Origin of the sequence: Limimaricola sp. AA108-03 (genome assembly GCF_050847355.1) — a bacterium.
In the GTDB taxonomy this organism is placed as follows: Bacteria; Pseudomonadota; Alphaproteobacteria; order Rhodobacterales; family Rhodobacteraceae; genus Limimaricola.
In genome coordinates, this window is sequence record NZ_CP193755.1 from 474,715 (window position 1) to 496,403 (window position 21,689).

Sequence of the window (21,689 nt, forward strand, 5' to 3'; positions counted from 1 at the left end):
CCGCCCGGGGTCAGGCTCAGTCGAAGCGGTTGACCGGGTATTTCAGGTAGTGGTTGCCGTCATTCTCCGCCGGGGGCAGCCGCCCGCCGCGCAGGTTGACCTGCAGCGCCTCGATGATGCGGTGCGGCAGCGGCAGCGTCGCGTCGCGCTCCTGCCGGCGCTGGATGAAGTCCTCGCGCGCGGTGCCATCCTTGACGTGCTTGTTCCTCGCCTTGTGCTCGGCCACGGTGGCCTCCCACATCGGCTCGTCGCGCTCGGGCCCGCCATAGTCGTGGCCGACATAGAGCCGGGTGTTTTCCGGCAGGGCGAGGATGTCCTGGATCGAATCCCACAGTTCGTGCGTCTTGCCGCCCGGGAAGTCCGAGCGGGAGGTGCCGATGTCGGGCTGCATCAGCGTGTCGTGCACGAAGGCCGCATCGCCGCAGACATAGCTGATCGATCCCAGCGTGTGACCGGGCGAAAGCATGACGCGCGCGTCGAGTTCGCCGATCTTGAAGGTCTCGCCCTCCTCGAACAGGTGGTCGAAATCGCGGCTCGGCTCGAAGGCATCAGGCAGATTGTAGATGTCGGCCCAGATCTTGGCGATCTCGGGCACCAGCGCGCCGATGGCGTTGGGGGCGCCAGTGCGCTCCTTGAGATGGGCCGAGGCCATGACGTGGTCGGCATGCGGGTGAGTGTCGAGCACCCACTGCACCTTCAGGTCGTTGTCGCGCACGAGGTCGAGCACCTGGTCCATGCTCTCGGTCGAGAACTTGCCGTTGCGGTGATCGAAATTCCAGACCACGTCGATCAGCGCCGCCTGGCGCGTCTTCGGATCGGCGCAGATGTACTGGATCGACCCGGTGTCGGGCTCGTAGATGCCCCAGACATCGGGGCTGCCTTCGCCGGTCGAAGGCGAATGGCGGACGACGCGGCTCTTGAGGGGGTCGGTCATTGGGTAGCTCCTTTGCTGAGGGGCAGGGAGAGATCAGGGGTGTGCCGGGCCAGCCACATGCCGACCAGCATTAAGGGCACGAAGATCAGCGTTCCGGTGGCCGCGATCGGCAGCGCGGTCAGCGCCGGGCCGGGGCAGAAGCCGCCAAGCCCCCATCCGGTGCCGAACAGCACCGCGCCGGTCAGCAGCTTGGGGTCGAGGTCGGTCCGGCTCGGAATGCGGAACTCGGTGTCGAAGAACGGGCGCGAGCGGTTGCGGGTGAGAAGCGCGAAGCCCGGTGCCGTCACCGCGATGGCGCCGCCCATGACGAAGGCGAGGCTCGGGTCCCAGGTGCCGAACACGTCGAGGAAGTTCAGCACCTTGGCCGGGTCGGACATGCCCGAGACGATCAGGCCGAAGCCGAAGATCAGGCCGGAGAGAAGCGCGAAAAGCTGTTTCATCTCAGCCTCCGATCAGGTGGCGGGTGACGAAGACCGTGACGAAGGCCGCGGCCATGAAGGTGACGGTGGCGGTGATCGAGCGCATCGAGCCGCGGCTGATGCCGCAGACGCCATGGCCCGAGGTGCAGCCATTGCCATAGGTGGCGCCGAAGCCCACCAGCAGGCCCGCGACCGCCATCAGGGCAGGGCTAGACGGCACCCATTGCTGCGGCCACTCGCCCGAGACCAGCATCCAGATCGGCGCGGCCAGGAGCAGGCCCAGCACGAACAGCGCCGAGACGCCGCGCGCCTCGCCATCGGTCGAGCGGGCGAAGATACGCGAGGTGAGGCCGCTGATGCCGGCGATCCGGCCATTGGTGGCCATCAGCAGCACCGCCGAGGCCCCGATCATCATGCCGCCGCCGAGCGACAGCCAAGGGGTGAACTCTGTTTCCATCTCTCGACTCCGTGATACGACGGTCAACGCCGTCGCGCTTGTCTTGTTTCAGGACATCTATATATTCGTCTTATCTAATATTCAATGGGCAGCATATGAAAATCACCGACGATTTCCTCGAAGGCGACATCGCGGGCGCGGCCGCGCTGATGGGCATGCTGGCCTCCGAGGCGCGGCTGAAGATCCTGTGTCGGCTGGTCGATGGCGAGCGGTCGGTGGGGGAACTGGCCCGGATCTGCGACATGTCGCAGCCGACCATGTCGCAACAGCTCAAGCGGCTGAAGGAGGCGGGGCTCGTCGAGGGCCGCCGCGACGCTCAGACGATCTATTACAGCGTCACCGGCAAAGAGGTCGCCGCCGTGCTGGAGACGCTGCACAAGCTGTATTGCGCGCGCGAGGCGCGGTGAGAGCCCGCGCCCGGCAACTCCGGGCGCAGGGCAAGGATCAGGCCTTGGTCTTGCGGTCCGCATAGTCCTTCACGAACTGGCCGATCTTCTCTTGCGACAGATCGACCCCGGCTGCGCGACCCTTCGCGAGGGCCGCATCGCCGTCGAGGCCCTGCTCGGCGGCGAGCGCCATCAGCGTCATCGCGCCCGCGCGCTTGCCCGATGCGCAATGCAGCAGGACGGGCCGCGGCAGGTCGTCGAGGGAACGCCGGAAATCGTCCACCAATTCGTCGTCGAGCGCGTCGGGAAAGACCGGGTGATGCAGATAGCTCAGCCCGGCCTCCTCGACGATGCGCCGTTCTTCGTCGGGGGCGACCTCCTGCTTTTCGTTCGTGGTTCGGAAATTCACCACGCTTCGGTAACCTTCTTCGGCCGCTTTCCGAAGCGTGGTTTCGTCCGGGGCGAAGCGGGCGATGCTGTGATTGCTGTCGATCTCTATGACGTTGTCCATCTTGGTCCTCATTTCTGCTCGGGGGTTTCGACCGGGTAGCCGGCGGCGCTCCATGCCTTCCAACTGCCCGGCACGTTGCGGATGGTTTCGAAGCCATGCGCCGCGAGCAGGCTTGCCGCGATGCTGGCGCGGAAACCGCTGGCGCAGTAGGTCGCGTAGGATTTGCCGCGGTCGAGATCGTTCATCTTCTCGCGCAGCTCACCAAGAAAGGCATGCGTCGCGCCCGGCACGTGGCCGTCCTGCCATTCGTCGGGCTTGCGCACGTCGAGCGGCGTGATGTCCTGCGCGTCCTTCAGCTCATGCACAGAGATCTGCGGGATCTGCGCGAAATCGCGACCGGCCTCGCGCCAGGCGCTCATGCCGCCGGCGAGATAGCCGCCGAACCGGTCGAAGCCGGTGCGCCAGAGGAGCTTCACGACCTCGGGCAAGTCGCCATCCTCGTGCAGAACGAGGTGGATGGGCTTTTCCGGATCTAGCAGCCACCCGGCCCAGACCGACAGTTCCGGCCGCGCGCCGATGTTGAGGCTGCCTTTCACGTGGCCTGCGCCGAAATCCATCATGTCGCGGGTGTCGACGATCTGCGCGCCGCCCTCGGTGGCCTCGGCGAACTGGTCGACCGTGAGGGGTGGCACGCGCGGCAGGTTGCGCAGCACCTCCGGGCCCTTGGCGTTCACCTTCTTCAGCCGGGGGTAATGCGTCGGCACCGGCGGGGCGTCCGCCTGCATCACCTTCTTGAATTCCTCGAGGCTCTCGATCTTCGCGTAGTCGTTGAAGCGCCTCTCGTAGCCGATGGTCGAGGACATGCGGTCCCCGATATCGGGGCCGCAGGCCGATCCGGCGCCGTGGCAGGGATAGATGATCACGTCGTCGGGCAGCGCCATGAACACGTCGCGCACCGTGTGGAACAGCTTTTCGGTCAACTCCTCGGTCTGGTCGTCGCCCATCAGGTCGGGCCGGCCGACGCTGTCGACGAAGAAGGCGTCGCCAGAAAGCACGCCCCAAGGCGTCTTGGTGTCGCCGTCATAGAGGAAATAGGACATGTGCTCGGGGGTGTGGCCGGGAGTGAAGCGCGCCTTCATCCGCAGCCCGCCAAAGCGGAACTCGTCGCCGTCTCGCACGGTCTCGTGGTCGAAGCCGTACTCCGCGCCGCCCTCGGTGCTGACATAGAGCTTGGCCTGTCCGCCGAGCCGGTCGACCAGCTCGCGCGCGCCGCTCATGAAGTCGGCGTGGATGTGGGTTTCGAACACATGGGTGATGGCAAGGCCGAAGCGCCGTGCCGCCTCCAGGTATATGTCTACGTCTGGGCGCGGATCGACCACGGCACAGACATGCGCGGCGTCGTCCCCCAAGAGGTAGGAGCATTCGGCGACGCCGTCGGCCAGAATCTGTTCGAAGCGCAGGGTCATGGCAGGTCCTCCTTCACATGCGCAAACGGGAATGCTTCGGAGAGGGTTCCGGTGGTGCCGGGAGACGGCGCCTGCCCGCCTGCAACGGGAAGAAGGGTGGACAGAAGGTTTATACGTAGTTGAATGTGTGAATGCGTCAAAAGGGCGCAGCCGGAGTCGGTGCGGAGGAGCGCCGTCTCGATCGGCGCGGTAGGGCATGCCGCCCATGCCCGCTCAAGGGAGGACGAAATGACGATACTGAAACGGATGCGCGGCGTGTTGGCCGCCGGACTTGCGGTGCTGACATTGCTGGCGGCGGGGAATGCCGCCGCGCAGGACAGCGACCGCTATGGCCAGCAGAAGGTGGTCTACCACATCAACGGCAATGGCGGCGAGGACGACAAGGCCTATCGCGGCGCGCTGCGCAACGTGCAGAACCACATCAACGCCGTGGGCCGCGACAATATCGAGGTCAAGGTGGTCCTGCATGGCAACGGGGTCGGGCTGCTGCAGAACGCGATGGAGAACGAGCAGCTGCAGATGGACGTGACCAGCCTGCGCGGTCAGAACGTCGTCTTCCTGGTGTGCAACAACACGCTGACCGGTCGTGACATCAGCTACGAGGAGGACCTGTTCGAGGTGTTCGAGGACCAGATCGTCCCCTCGGGCGTGGCCGAGCTGAGCTACCTGCAGGGGCAGGGCTACACCTACGTCAAGCCGTGAACCCGCCGCTGGGCCGCCTCGCGCGGCTCAGCGCCCTGCTGCGACGGTAAGCCCGAGCAGCCGCCAGACCTGCATGCCACCCCGGTAATAACTGATCTTCTCCGCAGGATAGCCGGCGCCGATCATCGCGCGGATCGCGGTGGGCGACTGGCCGCACCACGGGCCGTTGCAGAACAGCGCCACGCGCGGCGCCTCCGAACAGTCCCAACCCTCGAAATCCGGCTCGCAGTTCAGCTCGCCCAATCGGTCGGTGATCACGTCCCATGGCAGGTGGATCGCCCCCGGAATGGTGCCGCCTTCGAACCAGTCGCGGGTGCGGCTGTCGATCACCACGGCCTCCGGATCCTCCAACATGTCGAGCAGTTCCAGCTCGCCGATCGTCGTGACGCCCTCGGCGGGCGTCATCGGCTGGATGCAGAAGGGCGGACAGGCGCGCGACGTCTTGGCGAAGTCGCCGGTGATGACCGCCTCGTTGTCCTGTTCGCGCATGATCTCGATCGGCCCGTCCGGCGTCTCGACGGTGACCGACATGCGGTCGGCGTCGATGCCGACCGGCTCGGCGAGCGCAGGTGCGGCAAGGAGGGCAAGGACGGCTGCAAGGCGGATCATGATCGGTCTCCCTTATTGCGCGGCCATCGGCACGCGGGCGATACGGCAGCGGTCCCAGAGCGCCTCCAGCGCCGAGGCCAACCGGTCGAGATCGGCCTCCGAATGCACCGGCGAGGGCGTGATGCGCAGCCGCTCGGTGCCGCGCGGCACGGTGGGATAGTTGATCGGCTGGATGTAGATGCCGAACTCGTCGAGCAGCAGGTCCGATATCCAGCGGCATTTCACCGGATCGCCCACCATCACCGGCACGATGTGGCTCGGATTGGGCAGGTGTGGGATGCCCGCCGCGTCGAGCCGGGCGCGCAGGCTCGACACTTGCTCGGCCTGCAACCGGCGCTCGGCGTCCGAAGTCTTGAGGTGGCGCACCGCCGCCTGCGCGCCGGCAGCGACGGCGGGGGGCAGCGCGGTGGTGAAGATGAAGCCCGAGGCGAAGCTGCGCACGAAATCGCACAAGGCGGCGGAGGCGGCGATATAGCCGCCCATCACGCCGTAAGCCTTGCCCAGCGTGCCCTCGATCACGTCGATGCGCCCCATCAGCCCCTCGCGCTCGGCGACGCCGCCGCCGCGCGGGCCGTAGAGGCCGACGCCATGCACCTCGTCGAGATAGGTCAAGGCGCCGTAGCGCTCGGCCAAGTCGCAGATGCCGGCGATGGGGGCGATGTCGCCATCCATCGAATAGACGCTCTCGAAGGCGACGATCTTCGGGGCATTGGCTGGCAGGGCCGCGAGTTTCGCCTCCAGATCGGCGAGGTCGTTGTGCTTCCAGATCACCTTTTCGGCGCGGCTGTGACGGATGCCCTCGATCATGCTGGCGTGGTTGCCCGCATCCGACAGCACGATGCAGCCGGGAATGCGCGCGGCCAGCGTGCCCAGGGCGGCCCAGTTCGACACGTAGCCCGAGGTGAAGAGAAGCGCCGCCTCCTTGCCATGCAGGTCGGCCAGCTCGCGCTCGAGCGCCACGTGATGGCGGGTCGTGCCCGAGATGTTGCGGGTGCCGCCCGCGCCTGCGCCGACTTCGTCGAGCGCCGCGTGCATCGCGGCCAGCACCTTCGGGTGCTGGCCCATGCCGAGATAGTCGTTCGAGCACCAGACGGTGACCTCGGAGGGCGCGGGGCCGTCATGGCGGGTGGCGGCGGGAAAGGCGCCGCGATGGCGCTCCAACTCGGCGAAGCGGCGGTAGTTGCCCTCGGATCTGAGACGGTCGAGCTCGGCGGCGAAGAAGCTGTCGAAGGCCACCCGCTACTGCCCCGCCGCCTCTTTGGCGATGCCGTCGAGCAGCGCCTGCACCTCCTGCATCGGGCCATCGGGCATCGCCCGGTAGCCGATCTCGACCGCGCCGTCCCTGTCGGTGACGAAGATCCCGTAGGGGCAGTGCGCGATGTTGGCCGGATCGGCCTCCATCACCTTGCGCGACACCACCGCCGAGCAGAACAGGAACACGTCGGCGGCGTCGAAGATGGTCACGTCGCTGCCCACGTCCTCCCCGGTGCGGTTGAGCATGTCACCGACGCGGCTGACATAGTCGACCACCAGACCCTCTCCGACGATGGCGCTCTCGACGCTGAAGGTGGCGTCCTCGAAGCTGCCGTCGAAGGGATAGGTGACCACCTCCTGCGCCGAGGCGACCCCGCCCGCAAACGCGACCAGCGCCGTCAAAAGGATCCGTCTCATGGCCTTACTCCTCCCCTGTTGCGGGTCGGGCCGGGCATGGCCCGGCCGTTTCCCTCCTGCCGCCCAAGGCGGCGATGCGGGCGGCCCTGCACGGGCCGCCCGGAATGGCTCACTCGCCCTGCGCTTCGAGGAAGGCGGTGATGGCGGTGATGTCCTCGTCGCTGCGCAAGCCCGCGAAGGACATCTTGGTGCCCTTCAGGTAGGCGCGCGGATCGGCGAGGAAGCCCGCGAGGCTCTCGTGATCCCAGACCAGCCCGTCCGCGCCGGCCTCTTCCAGCGCACCCGAGTAGCGGAAGCCCTCGACCGTGCCGGCGGTGCGCCCGACGATGCCGTTGAGCTGCGGGCCGCTGCGGTTCTTGGCGTTGTCGCCGACCTGGTGGCAGGCGGCGCATTTCTTGAACACCCGCTCGCCGGCCGCAACCAACTCCGGATCGGGTCCGGCGCTCGCCTCGACGACCGCCTCCGCCGGGGCCGCTTCCGCGTCGGCGCCTTCGACGGAGGCCTTGTCGGCCTCACCCGCGACAGCCGCATCTTCCGGCGCCATGGGCTGGTCACCCGCCACTGCCTCCTCGGCGGGCTCGGCATCCGCGGGCTGCGCCGCGGCCTGCTCCTCGACCTCGATCGCGGTGTCCTCGACATCCGCGTCACCCTCGTCCGAGCCCGGCGTCACGTCGAGCACGGCGGCCCGCATGGTGATCTCGACCTCGTCCTTGCAGCCTTCCATGCAGGCCTCGCCGGAGAAGGCGGTCAGCTCGGTCTCGGGCCGGTCGTCGGGCTTGAATCCCTCGGCATTGGGCATCTCGACCTCGGCGAAGCTCTCGTTCGACAGCTCGAAGTCGTCCTCGACGATGTTGTTGAGATAGAGCAGGTAGGCGGTGATCGCGTAGACTTCGTCCGGCGTGAGCGACTGCGCGTCGCCGAAGGGCATGGCCCGGTGCACGTAGTCCCAGACGGTCGAGAGATAGGGCCAGTAGGAGCCGATGGTCTTGACCGGGTCCTTGCGCTCGAGCGTGCCCTGACCACCGGCGAGCTGCGGCCAGCGGCCGACCGCCTCGCCGAAATCGCCGTGGCAGGAGGCGCATTTCTCGACGAAGACCTCCTCGCCGGTCCAGACATCGCCCGAACCCACCGGCAGGCCCTGCCCGTCGGGGCGGATGTCGATGTCCCAGGCGGCGATCTCCTCGGGCAGCGCCTCGCGGCCCAGCCCGTAGCCGCCATCGCGGGTCGGGGCAGCGGGCTCGGCATTGGCCTGCGCGACCGTCTCGACGGTCGGGGCGGGGGCTTCGGTCTCCTGGGCGTTGGCGGCGGCCACGAAGGACACCCGCGCCGGCGCCGGCATGTCGACCACAAACTGGTCGGCCAGCACGTAGGCCAGGGTCAGCACGCTCGCCGTGCCGGCGGAGGCGGGTGCGAGGATTTTAAGAAACTTCGACATTTTCCGCCTCGCCGCGTTCGTTGACATGCCAGGTCTGGATGCCGTTGTTGTGGTAGATCGAGTTCTCGCCGCGGATCGCCCGCAGGTCGTTCTTGGTCGGCTGCACGTAGCCGGTGGAATCATGCGCGCGGCTTTGCAGCAGCAGCGGTTTCCCGTCCCAGTCGAACTCGAAGTAGAACCGGTGCATCGACTTGTCGAAGCTCGGCCCCGACATGCGCGCCTCGTGCCAGTTCTTGCCGCCGTCGAGTGTGACGTCGACGCGCGGGATGGTGCCGCGACCCGACCAGGCGACGCCGGTAAGCACGGTCGGTCCCTTGGAGTGCAGGATCGGCGCCTGTGGGCTGGGGTTGGTGATGACCGACTTGGCGTCCATCTCCCAGGTGAAGCGGCGGGCGATGCCGTTGTCGAGAAGGTCGGTGTATTTCGACGTCTCCTCGCGGTGATGCCAGGGCTGGTCGCCGACCTCGATCCGGCGCAACCACTTGATCCACATGTTGCCTTCCCAGCCCGGCACGACGAGGCGGATCGGGTAGCCCTGCTCGGGACGCAGCGCCTCGCCGTTCATCTTGAAGGCGACGAGGCAGTCGTCCATCGCCTTCTCAATCGGGATCGAGCGGGTCATGGCCGATGCATCGGCGCCCTCAGGCATGATCCACTTGCCGTTGGTCTTGACTCCCGCCTCTTCGAGCAGAAGCCGCAGCGGCACGCCGGTATACATGACGTTGTGGATCATGCCGTGGGTGTACTGGCAGCCATTGAGCTGCGCGCCGGCCCATTCCATGCCCGAATTCGCCGCGCATTCGAGGAAATAGACCCGGTTCTCGCGCGGGAAGCGCATCAGGTCCTGCATCGTGAAGACCAGCGGCTTGTCGACCAGGCCGTTGATCATCAGCCGGTGCGCTGCCGGGTCGACCTCGGCGATGCCGGCATGGTGCCGCTCGAAGCACAGCCCGTTCGGGGTGATGATCCCGTCGAGTTCGTGCAGGGGCGTGAAGTTCACCGAGGAGACCGGATCGGCGGTCAGCCATTCGACGTTGCGACGGATGACATGCGCCTCGTATTGCGAGGGGGTGCCATAGGGGCGGGCATCGACGCCGTCGCCCAGATACTGCATCCAGGGCTGCAGCTCGGTGATCGCCGGATCGGGCGACTGTGCGGCCACGCGGCTGCCCGCGATGGCGCCGCCGGCGGCGAGCGCGCCGGTCAGGAAGCCGCGCCGCGAGGGGGCGGGATCTTTGCTCATGCTCGGGGTCCTCTTGTCGTCCATGTCGGCGGGGCGGCTCATCCGGCCACCACGTCGACGCTTGTGTTGGGGTCGATGGAAACGGTGCCCTGATTGCGGATATGGCTTTCGACCACGTCCCAGATCGCCGGGCCCTCGGTGCCCTCGTTGACGCTGGCCCATCCGGCCACGACGTAGGTTTTCGACGGATCGATCTTCTCGCCCGACGACAGCAGCGTCATCTCGGTGACGCGGCTGCCCTGCGGCTGGGCGATGTCGATCCGGTAGCCCATGCCGCCGACGCGGACCATGTCGCCGCCCTGCTGGTAGTAGGGGTCGGGATTGAACAGGTTGTCGGCCACGTCCTCGAGAATGAGCTTCAGCGTCTCGCCGGTCATTTCCGAGCGGTAGGCCTCGGGGTAGCTCATCGCGGTGGCGTTGAAGACGTCCTCTCGGGTGATCTCCTGTCCGGGCATCAGCGAGGCGCCCCAGCGGAAGCCGGGCGAGAGCGCGATGTCGGCCTCGCGCTCGGAAATCAGCGCGTTGCAGATCAGGTCGTCCCAGGTGCCGTTGAAGTTGCCGCGCCGGTAGAGCAGCGACTCGGTGGTGCCCAGCACCTCGGACATCTCGTCCTTGAACGGCGCGCGGGTCTCCTCGACCAGCGCGGTCATCTCCGGATCGGGCGCGATCACGTCCGAGAAGATCGGGATCAGCCGGTGGGTCAGCCCCTTGAGCGCGCCGTCCTGCACGTCGAGATCGACGCGGCTGACGAACTTGCCGTGGCTGCCCGACGCGATCAGATGCGTCGAGCCGACGAGTACCGGCTCGGGCAGGGCGTCATGGGTGTGACCGGTCAGGATCACGTCGATGCCGGGCACCTGCGCGGCCATCTTGCGGTCCACGTCGAAGCCGTTATGCGACAGCACCACCACGATTTCGGCGCCCGCGTCGCGCGCCTCCTGCACCACCTTGGCCATCCGCTCCTGCCGCACGCCGAAGCTGAGATCGGGGAACATCCAGTTCGGGTTGGCGATCGGCAGATAGGGGAAGGCCTGGCCGATCACGGCGATCGAGGCGCCGCCGCGCTCGAACATCTTGTAGGGCTCGTAGGCCGGCTCGTCCCATGTCGCGTCGAAGATGTTGGCGCCGAGGAAGGCGGGGTCGAGTTCGGTCTCGAGGATCTCGTTGACCCGGTCGATGCCCAGCGTGAACTCCCAATGCGAGGTCATCGCGTCGGTGCCCAGCGCGTTGAACAGCCGCACCATGTCGGCGCCTTGCGTCTTGAGGGCGGGCAGCGAGCCCTGCCAGGTGTCGCCGCCGTCGAGCAGCAGCGCATCGGGGCGCTCGGCCCGGATCGCCTTGAGCACGGTGGCGATGCGGTCGAGACCGCCCATCTTGCCGTATTCCCGGCCCAGCGCGACGAAATCGTCATAGGTCAGCGCGTAGTCGAGCGGCGAGCCGTCCTCGATGCCGTAGAGCTTGCGGAAGGCGGCGCCGGTGACATGCGGCACGAGACCCTGCGCTTCGCCGACACCGAGGTTGATCTCGGGCTCGCGGAACCAGATCGGCTGGGTCTGGGCATGGATGTCGGTGATGTGGATCAGCGTGACATTGCCGGGGCCACCGGTGCCGATCAGGTCGTCCTGGCTGAGCCGCTGCTGGGCCGCGAGCCGGGACCAGTTGCCGAAGCCGGAGGCCCCCCAGAGGGCGGAGGCGGCGAGGCCGGCCTGAAGAAAGTGGCGGCGGGCGATCATGGGCGGTTCCCTGTCATCGGATGCGTATTATTGAATATGTTCGGGCGAAAGCACCCCGCCGGGCGAAAGCCGGGCGGGGTGCGAAGGGTCAGTTGCGGACCGAGGGGCCCTCGACCGAGAGGCCGTTACCGCGCGAGGCGACGTAGAGTTCCAGCGCCACGAATTCCGGGCTGCCCGGTGCGAAGGTCTCGGCACGGGTGTCGCGCACGCAGCCCTTGAAGCGGTCATGCACCGCGTTGAGCGCGCCGTTCTTCAGCCGGTAGGTCGGAAAGCCGTTGATCTGGCCCTGGCTCAGATGATCGGCCCGGATCATGTTGTCGTAATTGTCCTCGTGGCAGTTCGCGCAGGCGAGCTCCAACTGGCCATAGCGGGTGTAGTAGATATCCTTGCCCTGCTCCCAGGTTTCCTGGGCCGGGCCGTCGATCGCCACGTTGACGGGCATGCCGCGCGAGACCGAGGAGATCAGCGCGACCATCTCGGTCATCCGATCGCCGGTATAGTCCCAAGGCTCCGCCCCGGCGCGCTCGGTCACGCATTCGTTGACCTGCATCTCCAGCGTCTGCACCTCGCCCTTGGCCTCGTCCCACTTGGGATAGACCGCGCGCACGCCCTCGAGCGCCTCGGGGCTTTCATGGCACGAGGCGCAGGACTGGTCGTCTGGACCCATCGCGGTTTCGAAATCGGCGCGGGCGTTGTCGACGCCGATCATGCCGGGGTTCTCGAAATCATCCATCTGCAGCGCCTGGGTCTCAGGCGAGCGGTATTCCCAGCCCGAGACGACCTCGCTCATGTATTCCATGTGCTCGGGCGCGGGCGCCCGGGTCACGATCTCGATCTCGTCATTGATGACGAGGTTCGCCTCCTGCGCCGTCGCGGCGGGGGCAAGGGCGGCCGACCCGGCCAGCCCGAGCGCCGCCCATGCGGCGCCGGTCCTCAGCGTCTGTCTCATCAAGGTCTCCTCCCTTGCCCTCTTCGTGCCGTCAGGCGACGGCGATCTCCTTGGTGTCCTCGTAGGTCGACCCGTCATCGTCGATCCAGGTGAAGGTGAAGGTCCCGCTCTCAGGCACCTTGGCCTGGAACTCGAAATACGGGTTGGTCGAGATCGCGGGCTCCATCGCCACGTCGATCACGGTCTCGCCGTTGAAGGTGCAGGTGAAGCGGTTGATGATCGAGCGCGGGATGAGATTGCCCTCCTTGTCCTTGCGCTGCCCCGATTCCATCGGGTGGCTGATCAGGGTCTTGATGGTGATGACCTCTCCGGCGGCGGCTTCCTTGGGGACGCGGACGCGGGGGGTGACGTTCTCTGCCATGTCTCTTGCTCCTTGTCCCGAACTCAGCCGCCGCAGCCGCCGATGGTGACCTTCACCTCCTGCGCCGCGCGCGCGAAGCTGCCATCGGCCATCTTGGCGATGGCGACGACCTCCTGCGTGCCGGCAAGGCGGATCCGGGTCGAGGCCATCTGCGCGCCCGCCAGCGGGCCGAAATGGAACACGCCCACATCGGGGTTCGGGTTGCCGGTGGCCAGAAGGATGATCGACTCGGCGCCGGGGGCATCGACCTCGACCGGCACGGTGTTGCCGTTCTCGGCGATCTCGGGCGCGGTGAGGGTCAGCCCCTCGCCGGTGATCTCTGCGCCGCCGGTGAACTCGGCGATCAGCTCCTCGGTCGGCGTGGCGAGCGCCATGCGCCCGCCCAGCATCACCGAGAGGCCGCTGCCGGCCATGATGGCCAGCGTCTGTCTGCGTGAAAAGCTCATCTCTCTCCTCTCCTGCCGCGCGCTCACTCGTCGCGCAGCGTCATCAGGTAGGCCACCACGTCCTCGACCTGCTGCGCGGTAAGCAGCGGCGGCAGCGGCTCCTCGCCGGCCTTGCCGGTGAAGCCGTCGCCGGGACGGATGAAGCCTTCGGTCTTGTAGAAGGCGGGCATGATCGTCTCCGGGAAGGTCATCTTGGCGTTTGCCACGATCCCGCGGAGATCCGCCTCGGTCCAACGGTCGGCCGCTCCGTCGAGCGGGGGGCCGATCTCGCCATGGAATGGCACTTCCTCGAGTGCTCCCACCGCGTGGCAGGCGACGCAGTTGCCCAAGCCTCGATCGGCCATGACCTCGGCACCCGCCTTCGGGTCGCCGGGGCTGCCGCTCAGGGACGTCTCGATGGCGCCGTATTCGCCGTAGGCCACCTCCTGCGGCGCGACCTCGGCCTGCGCGGCCGCGCCGATGAGCGCGAGCGCCACGGCAAGGGTGATTTGTCGCGACATAAGTCCTCCCTGCGGCATTTTGTCCTCCGAAGCGACGTTACTCCGGACCGGGTGTTCCAATCAACATCATATTTAATTTCTTGAATACGGCTCAATCCGGCGCAAGCCCAAGCCGCTATTCAGCTTGGTTTTCAAGCATTCGAGCGTGGTATTTCTGGAACGGCTCGTCGCCCGCATAGCCATGCTCCAACACCCAGCGCAGCAGGTTGCGGGTGGTCGCGGGGCCGAACGCGCCCGGCATGACCGCCACCGCCGACTCGGCCGCCGTGGTTTCCTGCGGCACCTCCTCGGGCAGGAACATCATGGTCGGCGTGAAGAGCAGGCCCCAGCGCGCGATCATCGCCTTTTCGGGCAGGACGGTGCCGTCGAAATCGGTCACCTCGAGATCGCCGAACATGTTGAGCTGCACCACGAAGTAGTCTTCGTCCAGGATCTGCGCGATCTCGGGCAGGACGAAGACCTCCTCATGCATCTTGCGGCAGTAGATGCAGCCGCGCTGCTCCACGAGCAGCATCAGCCGCTGCCCGGCGGCATTCGCCTCGGCGAGATCCTCGCGCAGGTCGAGAAAGGTCTGGCGCATCCAGGGCGCCTTATGGAGCCCGTCATCGCCCATCTCCGCCATGGCGGGCAGGGCGGAGAGGAAAAATAGCACAAGCGCGTGGCGGAAGCGGATCATGACGGGCTCCTGTCATCCATAGCGGCTGAAGATGGGGAATTCATCGAGCATCCATTGCGCGATCAGGTTCACCGAATCGGTGGCGATCAGCAGTCCGAAGGCCACGAGCAGCGCCCCGGTCAGCTTCTCGACCGTGCCGAGATAGCGCCGGAACCGGTGCATGAGGCGGGTGAAGGGCGCAACGAAGACCGCAGCGAGCAGGAAGGGCAGGGTCATGCCGACCCCATAGGCCAGCAGCAGCCATGCGCCTTCGGCGGCGGTCTGGAGGCTGCCCGCGGTAAACAGGATCACGCCGAGCACGGGGCCCACGCAGGGCGTCCAGCCGAAGGCGAAGGCGAGCCCCATGACGAAGGCGCCCGCGAGGCCGATCTCACGCGCCGGTCCCGCCGCCCCGTCGAGGCGAAACTGCCGATAGAGCAGGCCGATCGGCAGCAGGCCCAGAAAATGCAGCCCCATCAGCACGATGATCCCGGCCGCGACCCAGCGCAGCAGGTCGAACCATTCGCGCAGGAACTGCCCGGCGAAGGAGGCCGAGGCCCCGAGCGCCACGAAGACGGTGATGACCCCTGCGGAAAACAGCGCGGTGAAAAGCAGCGTCCGGCCGCGTCCGGGCGGGGTGCCACCCATCTCGGCCTGCCGGGCGCCGGTCCCAGCGAGATAGCCGAGATAGAAGGGCACCATCGGCAGGATGCAGGGAGACAGGAACGACAGCAGCCCCGCCAGCACCGCCCCGCCCAGCGTGACCTCGAACATGCCGCCTCCGATTGCCTATATCATATTGCAATACTATTATGGGATGGTGGCGGTCAGTCAATCGAGCGCCGTACCAGCTCCGATCGAGGATCTGCATGTCGCGCGTCGCAGCCCTTTGCCTCGGCCTGTTCATGGCCTTTCAGTCCGGTGCCGCCGCGGCGGCGCTGGAGCTTGTAATGGTCGAGCAGACCGGTTGCCCGTGGTGCGCGCGCTGGAACGACGAGATCGGGCCGATCTATTCCAAGACCGAGGAGGGCGAAGCGGCGCCCTTGCGCCGGATCGATATCGGCGAGCTGCCGGGCGGCATGGATCTCGACGGCAAGGTGGTTTTCACCCCGACCTTCCTGCTGGTCGAGGACGGGCGCGAGCTGGGCCGGATCGAGGGCTATCCGGGCGAGGATTTCTTCTGGGGTCTCTTGGCGCGTCTTCTGGGCGAGACGCCGGGCGCGACTTTGGTGCCTCAGGATCGATCCAGATGACCGCATCGCATTGTTATACGGGGCCCGAGGCCATAGATTTCTTGCCTGACATCGGGCGGAGCCGCTTCGCCGAAACGGAGAGCGCAGCGATGGCCCTGCCGAAGATCACCGAAGACATGAGCGAAGCCGACATGGACCTTATGATGCGCAACGCGCGCGAGGCCTCGGACTTTCTCAAGGCGCTGGGCCATGAGGGCCGGCTGATGATCCTGTGCCATCTGGTCACCGGCGAGAAATCGGTGACCGAACTCGAGCAACTGCTCTCGGCCCGGCAGGCCGCCGTTTCGCAGCAGCTCGCGCGGCTCAGGCTCGAGGGGCTGGTGACGCCGCGCCGCGAGGGAAAGATCATTTACTACAGCTTGACCGACGACAGGCCGCGCCGGATCATGGAGCTCGTCTACGAGCTGTTCTGCCGCTCGGGCTGACAGGCGCGCCGGGGAGGGCGCGCGGGGAGGATCAAGATATGCTGGATTGGCTCGACGAGCCGACCGTCGCCGCGCTCATCGGCATGGGCAGCGGCGCGGTGCTGGGTGCGGCCGCGCGGCTGGGGCGCTTCTGCACGCTCGGCGCCATCGAGGACGCGCTCTATGGCGGCAGCCTTGGGCGGCTCAGGATGTGGGGCATCGCCATCGGCGTCGCGGTGATCGCGGCCTTCGGGCTGATGGCCGCTGGGCTGTTCGATCCGATGGACAGCTTCTATTTCGCCCAAGGCTGGAGCCTGCCGGGCGCGATCCTTGGCGGGCTGGTCTTCGGCTACGGCATGGCGCTGGCGGGCAATTGCGGTTACGGCGCGCTGGCGCGGCTGGGCGGCGGCGACATGCGCTCCTTCGTGATCGTGCTAGTCATGGGGCTCGCGGCATACGCGACCCTGTCCGGTCCGCTCTCCGGGCTTCGGGTCGCGCTCTTCGCACCGGGCGATGGGCCGACGCCGGGTATCGGACACTGGGTCTCGCAGGCCACCGGCCTGCCGCTCTGGACCTGCGGCGTGCTCGTCGGGCTGGCCATCCTCGCCCTGTCGCTTCGGAGCGGCGCGGCGCTGGGCCGTGGCGCGGTCTTTTGCGGCGCGTCGGTCGGGCTGGCCATTGCCATGGGATGGGCGGGCACCGCCTGGCTATTCCGGACCGGGTTCGACGCGCTGCCCGTCGCATCTCACAGCTTCTCGGCGCCCTTGGGCGAAACCATGCTCTATACCATGACCTCGAGCGGCACGGCGCTGAGCTTTGGCGTGGGATCGGTGGTTGGCGTGCTGGCGGGCGCCTTCGCGGGCAGTCTCTGGAAAGGTCATTTCCGCTGGGAAGCCTGCGAGGATCCGCGCGAACTCAAGCGCCAGATCCTCGGCGCGGGGCTGATGGGCTGGGGCGCGGTGACGGCGGCGGGCTGCAGCATCGGCCAGGGCATCACCGCCTTCTCGGTCCTTGCGATCAGTGCCCCGGTGACGCTGGCCGCGATCGCGCTGGGCGCCGCGATCGGGCTGCGGCAGTTGATCGACGGCTTCGTCATGGCCGAGTGATCCCCCTCGACGCTGCGACGATTCGCATGCAATGATGCGAATGTGTTTTTCGGGGAGGGAAGATGAGGATCACCAGACGCAGCGTGTTGCGTGGCGCGACGGGGCTCGGTGCCACCTTCGCCTTCGGCCGGGCCTGGGCCGCGACGGAGATGGATCTCGGCGATCTGCGGATCACGACGCTGAGCGACGGGCATCTGCAACTCCCCGAGAGTTTCCTGATCGGCGATCTGCCGCGGGACGAGGCGCGCGCGATCCTCGATGCGGCCGGCGTCGCTGCCGGGGGGTACGAGCCGCCCTGCAATGTGACGCTGCTGCGCTCGGGTGCGGATGTCGTTCTGTTCGACGCGGGCGCCGGTCCGGGCTTCATGCAAAGCACGGGGCGGCTGCCCGAGGCGCTCGCCGCTCTCGACCTCACGCCCGACGACATCACCCATGTCGTGTTCACCCATGGCCACCCGGATCATCTCTGGGGGGCGATCGACGATTTCGACGAACCGCTCTTCGTGAACGCGCGGCATCTCATCGGTCGGATCGAGCGCGACTACTGGATCGACCCCGAGACCCCCGAGACGATCGGCGCCGAGCGGCAGAGCTTCGCCGCCGGGGCCGCACGCCGGATCGAACTCCTGAAGGACATGCTGGAGACCTTCGAGGAGGATGACAAGATCCTGCCCGGCGTCGCCGCCCGTGCCAGCTACGGGCACACGCCGGGCCACATGTCCTTCGAGATCGATGGCGGCCGGGCGGTCGTGGTGGGCGATGCCATTGGCAACGCGCATCTGGCCTTCGCGCGCCCCGAATGGTCCATGCCCGCCGATCAGGAACCCGAGCAGGCCGCCCGGACCCGCCTGTCCCTGTTGCAGGAGTTGGCCGAGCGCGAGGTGCCATTGATCGGCTTCCACCTGCCGGGGGGCGGAATCGGTCGCGTGGCAAAGAATGGCGACGAGTTCTCCTTCGTCTCGGAGATGTAGCCGCAGCCGGATCGCATGCGCCAGGCTCACGGCGGTGAGGAACAGGTTTTCCCGAGGTCGCGTCGGACAATACGTGTTGGTGCGTTGATCCTTTTCGTGTCGACTTGACGGCGGGGCTCAGTCAGCCCGCTGAAGCGGCCGGCTCTCTCCGGTGACGGGGTTGATCAGCATCACGAGGTCGATGGCCTCCCGGTTTGGCGGTTCGTAGAGGCTCGCGACCCCGCAGCTGCCCAAGACCGTCTCGAGATCGGCCATGGCCATCTTGCTGCGACCCGGCGGCCTGCTGTCCGTGACGAGCTGCGGCAGCACCGTCAGGCGACGATTCGGTGCAATCTGGAGAACCACCGGCAGTGCGGTGGCATCGAGACCGCCGATCGGCGTTTCCGCTAGGCAGGATGCGACCCAGCGCCGGATCAGGCGCCATTCGCCGGGCCTGAGTTCGGCGTGTCCGGCGGCAGTTTCGTCGGCATCCCAAGGAGGCTGGACGATGGCGATGCCCATGGCGGGAGAGGCCCGCCTCTTTGCCTCGGCATATCCGATGCTGGAGATCAGCGCAGCGCCGATCAGCGCCCCGCGAACGACATGACGTTTCATCACGGCCTCCTCAAGCGCAGCCACATGGCGCGCTCGTGAAACGATCAAAAATGAGTCGGGGATATTGGAGGCGATATTACGCCCGTAGCGCGATCCTGACCATGAAATTTCAACCGCTCGAAAGGTCTAGACCGGAGGGGTGATACCCATCACGGCCTTGGCCAAACCCAGCAGGTCGAAGGGCCCCGCCGACAGGTGATCAGTCTCGCGGGGCCGCGGCGCGGCGCAGCCGGTCGTTGATCGCGCGGCCCAGCCCGTGGTCGGGGATCGGCGCCACGGCAATCCGCTCCGCCCCCATCGCGTCGAGCCGGTGCAGGTAATCGAAGAGATTGGCCGCCGCCTCGACAAGGTCGCCCGAGCGCGACAGGTTCATGTCGGCTCCAAGGGCGCCGAAGCCGAGATAGGTCTCGCCCGGTTCGGTCTCGGTGGCATTCAGCCGCACCGTACCCTTCGGCGCGTAATGCGAGACGAGCTGCCCCGGCGAGACGGGGGCGGTGGCGGGCGCCACCGGGCCCAGCGCCAGCGGTGCGCCGAGGCAATCCTCGATCACCTCCGTCGGAAGCCCGCCGGCGCGCAGCAGCGCCGGGACCTCGCCGGTGCAGTCGATGATGGTCGATTCAAGCCCGACGCCGCAGGTCCCGCCGTCGAGCACCGCCTCGATTCGTCCGGCCAGTCCTGCCAGTACGTGGTTCGCGCTGGTCGGGCTGACCCGGCCGGAGGGATTGGCCGATGGTGCAGCGATCGGCAGCGCGGTTTCGCGCAGCAGCGCCTGCGCCAGCGGATGATCGGGCACCCGCACCGCGAGCGTGTCGAGCCCGGCCGTCACCAGTTTCGAGATACCCGCATAGGGCCGGATCGGCAGCACCAGCGTCAGCGCGCCGGGCCAGAAGGTCGAGGCCAGCCGTCGCGCCGTGTCGCCCATGACGCAATAGGCCTCGACCGCCTCGGCATCGGGCAGGTGCACGATCAGCGGGTTGAAGCTGGGCCGTCCCTTGGCTTCGAAGATCCGCGCCACGGCGGCATCGTCGGTGGCGTCGCCACCCAGCCCATAGACCGTCTCGGTCGGAAACGACACGAGGCCGCCCCTGCGCAGCATCTCGGCGGCGCGCTTGAGGCCGGTCTCGTCGGGGTCGAGGTGTCGGGTCATGACGTGGCGTCCGGGCTTGCGAGGTCGGGGGGCGCCGTACCACGCTGTGCCGGCGACGGCGTCCGAAACCGGAATGCCACGCGCCGGAGGAGACCCGCAATGCCCTATCAAGCCCCTGTCGATGATTTTCGCTTTATTCTGGAGCACGTGATCGGTTTTTCCGACGTGGCTGCGACGGGGCGACACGCGGAAATGACCCCCGATGTCACCGATGCGATCCTCAACGAGGCGGGGCGCATGTGCGACGAGATCCTCGCGCCGCTGAACCGGGCCGGCGATCTCGAACCGGCGCGGCTCGAGAATGGCGTGGTGCGCACCTCGCCCGGCTATGCGGAGGGCTACCGGGCCATCGCCGAGGGCGGCTGGGTCGGCATGGCAGCGGGCGAGGCGTATGGCGGCATGGGGCTGCCGATGGCGCTCGTCACCTGCGTCAACGAAATGATGGGCGGCGCCTGCCTGGCGCTGCAGCTGAACCCGCTGATGACCCAAGCCGAGATCGAGGCGCTGGAAAGCCATGCGGGGCCGGATTTGCAGGCGCTCTATCTGCCCAAGCTGATCTCGGGCGAATGGTGCGGCACGATGAATCTGACCGAGCCGCAGGCGGGGTCGGATGTCGGCGCGCTGCGCAGCAAGGCCGAGCCGAACGGCGACGGCACCTACCGGATCACCGGCCAGAAGATCTACATCACCTGGGCCGACAACGATTTCTCGGACAACATCGTGCATATGGTGCTGGCCCGCCTTCCGGATGCGGCCGAAGGCACCAAGGGCATCAGCCTGTTCCTCGTTCCCAAGTTCCTCCCCGACGCCGATGGCCGGCCCGGCGAGGCCAATTCGCTGCGCGTCGTCAGCCTCGAGCACAAGCTCGGCATCCATGGCTCGCCCACGGCGGTTATGGAGTATGACGGCGCCACCGGCTGGCTCGTCGGCGAGGCGCATGGCGGCATGGCGGCGATGTTCACGATGATGAACACCGCGCGGCTCGGGGTCGGCTCCCAGGCCGTGGGCGTGGCCGAGGCCGCGACGCAGGCGGCGCTGGCCTATGCGCAGGAACGTCGGCAGGGCAAGGTGGGCGGCACCGGCACGATCATCGAGCACGCCGATGTGCGGGCGATGCTGGCGCGGATGCGGGCCGAGACCTTCGCCGCCCGTGCGATCACGCTGGCCTGCGCCAAGGCGATCGATCTGGGCCGCGAGGGCGACGCGGCGGCCAAGGCCCGCGCGGCCCTGCTGACGCCCATCGCCAAGGCTTTCGGGACCGAAACCGGGATCAACGTCGCCGATCTCGGGATCCAGGTGCATGGCGGCATGGGCTTCATCGAGGAAACCGGCGCGGCGCAGTTCCTGCGCGACGCCCGGATCACAGCGATCTACGAGGGCACCAACGGCATCCAGGCGATGGATCTGGTCGGCCGCAAGATGATGGATGGCGGCGAGGCGGCCTTCGCGCTGATTGACGAGGTCCAGACCGGGGCCGAGGCGGCCCGCGACACGCTCCCCGATCTGGCCGAGCCGGTCTGGCAGGCGGCCGAGGCGATGCGCGAGGCGACCGAGCGGCTGGTGGGCCGCCCCCCGGCCGAGCGATTTGCGGGCGCCATGCCTTACTTGCGCGGTTTCGCGCGGCTGCTGGGCGCGCATTACCACCTGCGCGCGGCGCAGGCCGGAGAGGGCAGGCGCCGGCGTCTCGCCAGCTTCTACGTCGAACGGATGCTGCCCGAGCAGGCGGCACATCTGGCGGCGCTGCGCGCCGGTCCCGATTGCGTCATGGCGCTGGACGCTGAGGATCTGGTGGCCTGA

The 21,689-nt window shown here is 67.4% G+C and carries 26 protein-coding genes; 7 read left to right on the forward strand and 19 right to left on the reverse strand.

The window, feature by feature from the left end; all coding sequences use genetic code 11:
- Positions 1 to 16 precede the first annotated feature (16 nt).
- The 3 genes from ACRAQ3_RS02420 to ACRAQ3_RS02430 are packed head-to-tail and all read right to left on the reverse strand — an operon-like array spanning position 17 to position 1,810.
- Positions 17 to 934, reverse strand: coding sequence for an MBL fold metallo-hydrolase (locus ACRAQ3_RS02420; protein ID WP_432255539.1), 918 nt, complete (start codon positions 932 to 934; stop codon positions 17 to 19).
- Positions 931 to 1,374, reverse strand: coding sequence for a DUF6691 family protein (locus tag ACRAQ3_RS02425; protein ID WP_432255540.1), 444 nt, complete (start codon positions 1,372 to 1,374; stop codon positions 931 to 933). The genes ACRAQ3_RS02420 and ACRAQ3_RS02425 overlap by 4 nt, the downstream gene beginning before the upstream one ends.
- A 1-nt stretch (position 1,375) precedes the next feature.
- Positions 1,376 to 1,810 (reverse strand): YeeE/YedE family protein, encoded by a 435-nt coding sequence (locus tag ACRAQ3_RS02430; RefSeq protein WP_432255541.1) that lies wholly within the window; start codon positions 1,808 to 1,810, stop codon positions 1,376 to 1,378.
- Positions 1,811 to 1,905: 95 nt separating this feature from the next.
- On the opposite strand from ACRAQ3_RS02430, the gene ACRAQ3_RS02435 reads away from it, so the two are divergent.
- Complete coding sequence (locus ACRAQ3_RS02435; RefSeq protein ID WP_269398422.1) at positions 1,906 to 2,217, forward strand: ArsR/SmtB family transcription factor; 312 nt, start codon at positions 1,906 to 1,908, stop codon at positions 2,215 to 2,217.
- 37 nt (positions 2,218 to 2,254) lie between these two features.
- On the opposite strand, the gene ACRAQ3_RS02440 is transcribed toward ACRAQ3_RS02435, so the two are convergent.
- Positions 2,255 to 2,707: a beta-lactamase hydrolase domain-containing protein gene (locus ACRAQ3_RS02440; protein WP_432255542.1), complete on the reverse strand. Its 453-nt coding sequence runs from the start codon at positions 2,705 to 2,707 to the stop codon at positions 2,255 to 2,257.
- 8 nt (positions 2,708 to 2,715) lie between these two features.
- Positions 2,716 to 4,113 carry an MBL fold metallo-hydrolase gene (locus tag ACRAQ3_RS02445; protein ID WP_432255543.1) on the reverse strand — a complete coding sequence of 466 codons (1,398 nt, stop codon included), beginning with the start codon at positions 4,111 to 4,113 and terminating at the stop codon, positions 2,716 to 2,718.
- Between the two features lie 228 nt (positions 4,114 to 4,341).
- On the opposite strand from ACRAQ3_RS02445, the gene ACRAQ3_RS02450 reads away from it, so the two are divergent.
- Positions 4,342 to 4,815 (forward strand): DsrE family protein, encoded by a 474-nt coding sequence (locus tag ACRAQ3_RS02450; protein WP_432255544.1) that lies wholly within the window; start codon positions 4,342 to 4,344, stop codon positions 4,813 to 4,815.
- A 27-nt stretch (positions 4,816 to 4,842) separates the two neighbouring features.
- On the opposite strand, the gene ACRAQ3_RS02455 is transcribed toward ACRAQ3_RS02450, so the two are convergent.
- From ACRAQ3_RS02455 to ACRAQ3_RS02510, 12 genes are all read right to left on the reverse strand, one after another.
- On the reverse strand, positions 4,843 to 5,424 hold the full coding sequence (locus ACRAQ3_RS02455) for a rhodanese-like domain-containing protein (RefSeq protein WP_432255545.1): 582 nt from the start codon (positions 5,422 to 5,424) through the stop codon (positions 4,843 to 4,845).
- Between the two features lie 12 nt (positions 5,425 to 5,436).
- Complete coding sequence (gene hemA / locus ACRAQ3_RS02460; protein WP_432255546.1) at positions 5,437 to 6,660, reverse strand: 5-aminolevulinate synthase; 1,224 nt, start codon at positions 6,658 to 6,660, stop codon at positions 5,437 to 5,439.
- Between the two features lie 3 nt (positions 6,661 to 6,663).
- Entirely contained in the window at positions 6,664 to 7,095 is a 432-nt protein-coding gene (locus ACRAQ3_RS02465) for a DUF302 domain-containing protein (protein WP_269398416.1), read from the reverse strand.
- A 109-nt stretch (positions 7,096 to 7,204) separates the two neighbouring features.
- A complete protein-coding gene (locus ACRAQ3_RS02470; protein WP_432255547.1) occupies positions 7,205 to 8,530 on the reverse strand; it encodes a c-type cytochrome in 1,326 nt (441 codons plus the stop codon).
- Positions 8,514 to 9,773: a sulfite dehydrogenase gene (gene soxC, locus ACRAQ3_RS02475; protein WP_432255548.1), complete on the reverse strand. Its 1,260-nt coding sequence runs from the start codon at positions 9,771 to 9,773 to the stop codon at positions 8,514 to 8,516. The genes ACRAQ3_RS02470 and soxC overlap by 17 nt, the downstream gene beginning before the upstream one ends.
- A gap of 38 nt (positions 9,774 to 9,811) precedes the next feature.
- A complete protein-coding gene (gene soxB, locus ACRAQ3_RS02480; protein ID WP_432255549.1) occupies positions 9,812 to 11,506 on the reverse strand; it encodes a thiosulfohydrolase SoxB in 1,695 nt (564 codons plus the stop codon).
- 88 nt (positions 11,507 to 11,594) lie between these two features.
- A complete protein-coding gene (soxA, locus tag ACRAQ3_RS02485; protein WP_432255550.1) occupies positions 11,595 to 12,455 on the reverse strand; it encodes a sulfur oxidation c-type cytochrome SoxA in 861 nt (286 codons plus the stop codon).
- A 31-nt stretch (positions 12,456 to 12,486) separates the two neighbouring features.
- On the reverse strand, positions 12,487 to 12,816 hold the full coding sequence (soxZ, locus tag ACRAQ3_RS02490; protein ID WP_085897779.1) for a thiosulfate oxidation carrier complex protein SoxZ: 330 nt from the start codon (positions 12,814 to 12,816) through the stop codon (positions 12,487 to 12,489).
- A gap of 23 nt (positions 12,817 to 12,839) precedes the next feature.
- Positions 12,840 to 13,262: a thiosulfate oxidation carrier protein SoxY gene (gene soxY / locus ACRAQ3_RS02495; RefSeq protein ID WP_269398411.1), complete on the reverse strand. Its 423-nt coding sequence runs from the start codon at positions 13,260 to 13,262 to the stop codon at positions 12,840 to 12,842.
- 23 nt (positions 13,263 to 13,285) lie between these two features.
- Complete coding sequence (gene soxX, locus ACRAQ3_RS02500; protein WP_269398410.1) at positions 13,286 to 13,762, reverse strand: sulfur oxidation c-type cytochrome SoxX; 477 nt, start codon at positions 13,760 to 13,762, stop codon at positions 13,286 to 13,288.
- Between the two features lie 115 nt (positions 13,763 to 13,877).
- Positions 13,878 to 14,438, reverse strand: coding sequence for a thioredoxin family protein (locus tag ACRAQ3_RS02505; protein WP_432255551.1), 561 nt, complete (start codon positions 14,436 to 14,438; stop codon positions 13,878 to 13,880).
- 12 nt (positions 14,439 to 14,450) lie between these two features.
- Complete coding sequence (locus tag ACRAQ3_RS02510; RefSeq protein WP_432255552.1) at positions 14,451 to 15,191, reverse strand: cytochrome c biogenesis CcdA family protein; 741 nt, start codon at positions 15,189 to 15,191, stop codon at positions 14,451 to 14,453.
- A gap of 95 nt (positions 15,192 to 15,286) precedes the next feature.
- Between ACRAQ3_RS02510 and ACRAQ3_RS02515 the strand changes: the two genes are divergently transcribed.
- The 4 genes from ACRAQ3_RS02515 (at position 15,287) to ACRAQ3_RS02530 (ending at position 18,151) form a co-directional block, all read left to right on the forward strand.
- Complete coding sequence (locus ACRAQ3_RS02515; RefSeq protein ID WP_432255553.1) at positions 15,287 to 15,670, forward strand: thioredoxin family protein; 384 nt, start codon at positions 15,287 to 15,289, stop codon at positions 15,668 to 15,670.
- Positions 15,671 to 15,759: 89 nt separating this feature from the next.
- Positions 15,760 to 16,095: an ArsR/SmtB family transcription factor gene (locus ACRAQ3_RS02520; protein ID WP_269398406.1), complete on the forward strand. Its 336-nt coding sequence runs from the start codon at positions 15,760 to 15,762 to the stop codon at positions 16,093 to 16,095.
- A 38-nt stretch (positions 16,096 to 16,133) separates the two neighbouring features.
- On the forward strand, positions 16,134 to 17,180 hold the full coding sequence (locus ACRAQ3_RS02525; protein ID WP_432255554.1) for a YeeE/YedE family protein: 1,047 nt from the start codon (positions 16,134 to 16,136) through the stop codon (positions 17,178 to 17,180).
- Positions 17,181 to 17,242: 62 nt separating this feature from the next.
- Positions 17,243 to 18,151, forward strand: a complete 909-nt coding sequence (locus tag ACRAQ3_RS02530; RefSeq protein ID WP_432255555.1) for an MBL fold metallo-hydrolase — start codon at positions 17,243 to 17,245, stop codon at positions 18,149 to 18,151.
- Between the two features lie 117 nt (positions 18,152 to 18,268).
- Here the strand turns inward: ACRAQ3_RS02530 and ACRAQ3_RS02535 are convergent, their stop codons facing one another.
- Both ACRAQ3_RS02535 and ACRAQ3_RS02540 read right to left on the reverse strand, forming a co-directional pair.
- Positions 18,269 to 18,745, reverse strand: a complete 477-nt coding sequence (locus ACRAQ3_RS02535; RefSeq protein WP_432255556.1) for a hypothetical protein — start codon at positions 18,743 to 18,745, stop codon at positions 18,269 to 18,271.
- Positions 18,746 to 18,944: 199 nt separating this feature from the next.
- Complete coding sequence (locus ACRAQ3_RS02540; protein WP_432255557.1) at positions 18,945 to 19,892, reverse strand: L-threonylcarbamoyladenylate synthase; 948 nt, start codon at positions 19,890 to 19,892, stop codon at positions 18,945 to 18,947.
- Between the two features lie 99 nt (positions 19,893 to 19,991).
- Here ACRAQ3_RS02540 and ACRAQ3_RS02545 point away from each other — a divergent pair, with 99 nt between their 5' ends.
- Complete coding sequence (locus tag ACRAQ3_RS02545) at positions 19,992 to 21,689, forward strand: acyl-CoA dehydrogenase (RefSeq protein WP_432255558.1); 1,698 nt, start codon at positions 19,992 to 19,994, stop codon at positions 21,687 to 21,689.

Excerpts from the sequence above, each read along its gene's own strand:
- soxY (WP_269398411.1), bottom strand. The coding sequence starts at position 13,262 with ATGAGCTTTTCACGCAGACAGACGCTGGCCATCATGGCCGGCAGCGGC.
- ACRAQ3_RS02465 (WP_269398416.1), bottom strand. The coding sequence starts at position 7,095 with ATGAGACGGATCCTTTTGACGGCGCTGGTCGCGTTTGCGGGCGGGGTC.
- ACRAQ3_RS02435 (WP_269398422.1), top strand. The coding sequence starts at position 1,906 with ATGAAAATCACCGACGATTTCCTCGAAGGCGACATCGCGGGCGCGGCC.
- ACRAQ3_RS02520 (WP_269398406.1), top strand. The coding sequence starts at position 15,760 with ATGGCCCTGCCGAAGATCACCGAAGACATGAGCGAAGCCGACATGGAC.
- ACRAQ3_RS02515 (WP_432255553.1), top strand. The coding sequence starts at position 15,287 with ATGTCGCGCGTCGCAGCCCTTTGCCTCGGCCTGTTCATGGCCTTTCAG.
- ACRAQ3_RS02545 (WP_432255558.1), top strand. The coding sequence starts at position 19,992 with ATGCCCTATCAAGCCCCTGTCGATGATTTTCGCTTTATTCTGGAGCAC.
- ACRAQ3_RS02470 (WP_432255547.1), bottom strand. The coding sequence starts at position 8,530 with ATGTCGAAGTTTCTTAAAATCCTCGCACCCGCCTCCGCCGGCACGGCG.
- soxX (WP_269398410.1), bottom strand. The coding sequence starts at position 13,762 with ATGTCGCGACAAATCACCCTTGCCGTGGCGCTCGCGCTCATCGGCGCG.
- ACRAQ3_RS02450 (WP_432255544.1), top strand. The coding sequence starts at position 4,342 with ATGACGATACTGAAACGGATGCGCGGCGTGTTGGCCGCCGGACTTGCG.
- ACRAQ3_RS02420 (WP_432255539.1), bottom strand. The coding sequence starts at position 934 with ATGACCGACCCCCTCAAGAGCCGCGTCGTCCGCCATTCGCCTTCGACC.
- ACRAQ3_RS02445 (WP_432255543.1), bottom strand. The coding sequence starts at position 4,113 with ATGACCCTGCGCTTCGAACAGATTCTGGCCGACGGCGTCGCCGAATGC.
- soxA (WP_432255550.1), bottom strand. The coding sequence starts at position 12,455 with ATGAGACAGACGCTGAGGACCGGCGCCGCATGGGCGGCGCTCGGGCTG.
- ACRAQ3_RS02425 (WP_432255540.1), bottom strand. The coding sequence starts at position 1,374 with ATGAAACAGCTTTTCGCGCTTCTCTCCGGCCTGATCTTCGGCTTCGGC.
- soxZ (WP_085897779.1), bottom strand. The coding sequence starts at position 12,816 with ATGGCAGAGAACGTCACCCCCCGCGTCCGCGTCCCCAAGGAAGCCGCC.
- ACRAQ3_RS02440 (WP_432255542.1), bottom strand. The coding sequence starts at position 2,707 with ATGGACAACGTCATAGAGATCGACAGCAATCACAGCATCGCCCGCTTC.
- ACRAQ3_RS02530 (WP_432255555.1), top strand. The coding sequence starts at position 17,243 with ATGAGGATCACCAGACGCAGCGTGTTGCGTGGCGCGACGGGGCTCGGT.
- soxB (WP_432255549.1), bottom strand. The coding sequence starts at position 11,506 with ATGATCGCCCGCCGCCACTTTCTTCAGGCCGGCCTCGCCGCCTCCGCC.
- ACRAQ3_RS02455 (WP_432255545.1), bottom strand. The coding sequence starts at position 5,424 with ATGATCCGCCTTGCAGCCGTCCTTGCCCTCCTTGCCGCACCTGCGCTC.
- soxC (WP_432255548.1), bottom strand. The coding sequence starts at position 9,773 with ATGAGCAAAGATCCCGCCCCCTCGCGGCGCGGCTTCCTGACCGGCGCG.
- ACRAQ3_RS02505 (WP_432255551.1), bottom strand. The coding sequence starts at position 14,438 with ATGATCCGCTTCCGCCACGCGCTTGTGCTATTTTTCCTCTCCGCCCTG.
- ACRAQ3_RS02535 (WP_432255556.1), bottom strand. The coding sequence starts at position 18,745 with ATGAAACGTCATGTCGTTCGCGGGGCGCTGATCGGCGCTGCGCTGATC.
- ACRAQ3_RS02540 (WP_432255557.1), bottom strand. The coding sequence starts at position 19,892 with ATGACCCGACACCTCGACCCCGACGAGACCGGCCTCAAGCGCGCCGCC.
- ACRAQ3_RS02510 (WP_432255552.1), bottom strand. The coding sequence starts at position 15,191 with ATGTTCGAGGTCACGCTGGGCGGGGCGGTGCTGGCGGGGCTGCTGTCG.
- ACRAQ3_RS02525 (WP_432255554.1), top strand. The coding sequence starts at position 16,134 with ATGCTGGATTGGCTCGACGAGCCGACCGTCGCCGCGCTCATCGGCATG.
- ACRAQ3_RS02430 (WP_432255541.1), bottom strand. The coding sequence starts at position 1,810 with ATGGAAACAGAGTTCACCCCTTGGCTGTCGCTCGGCGGCGGCATGATG.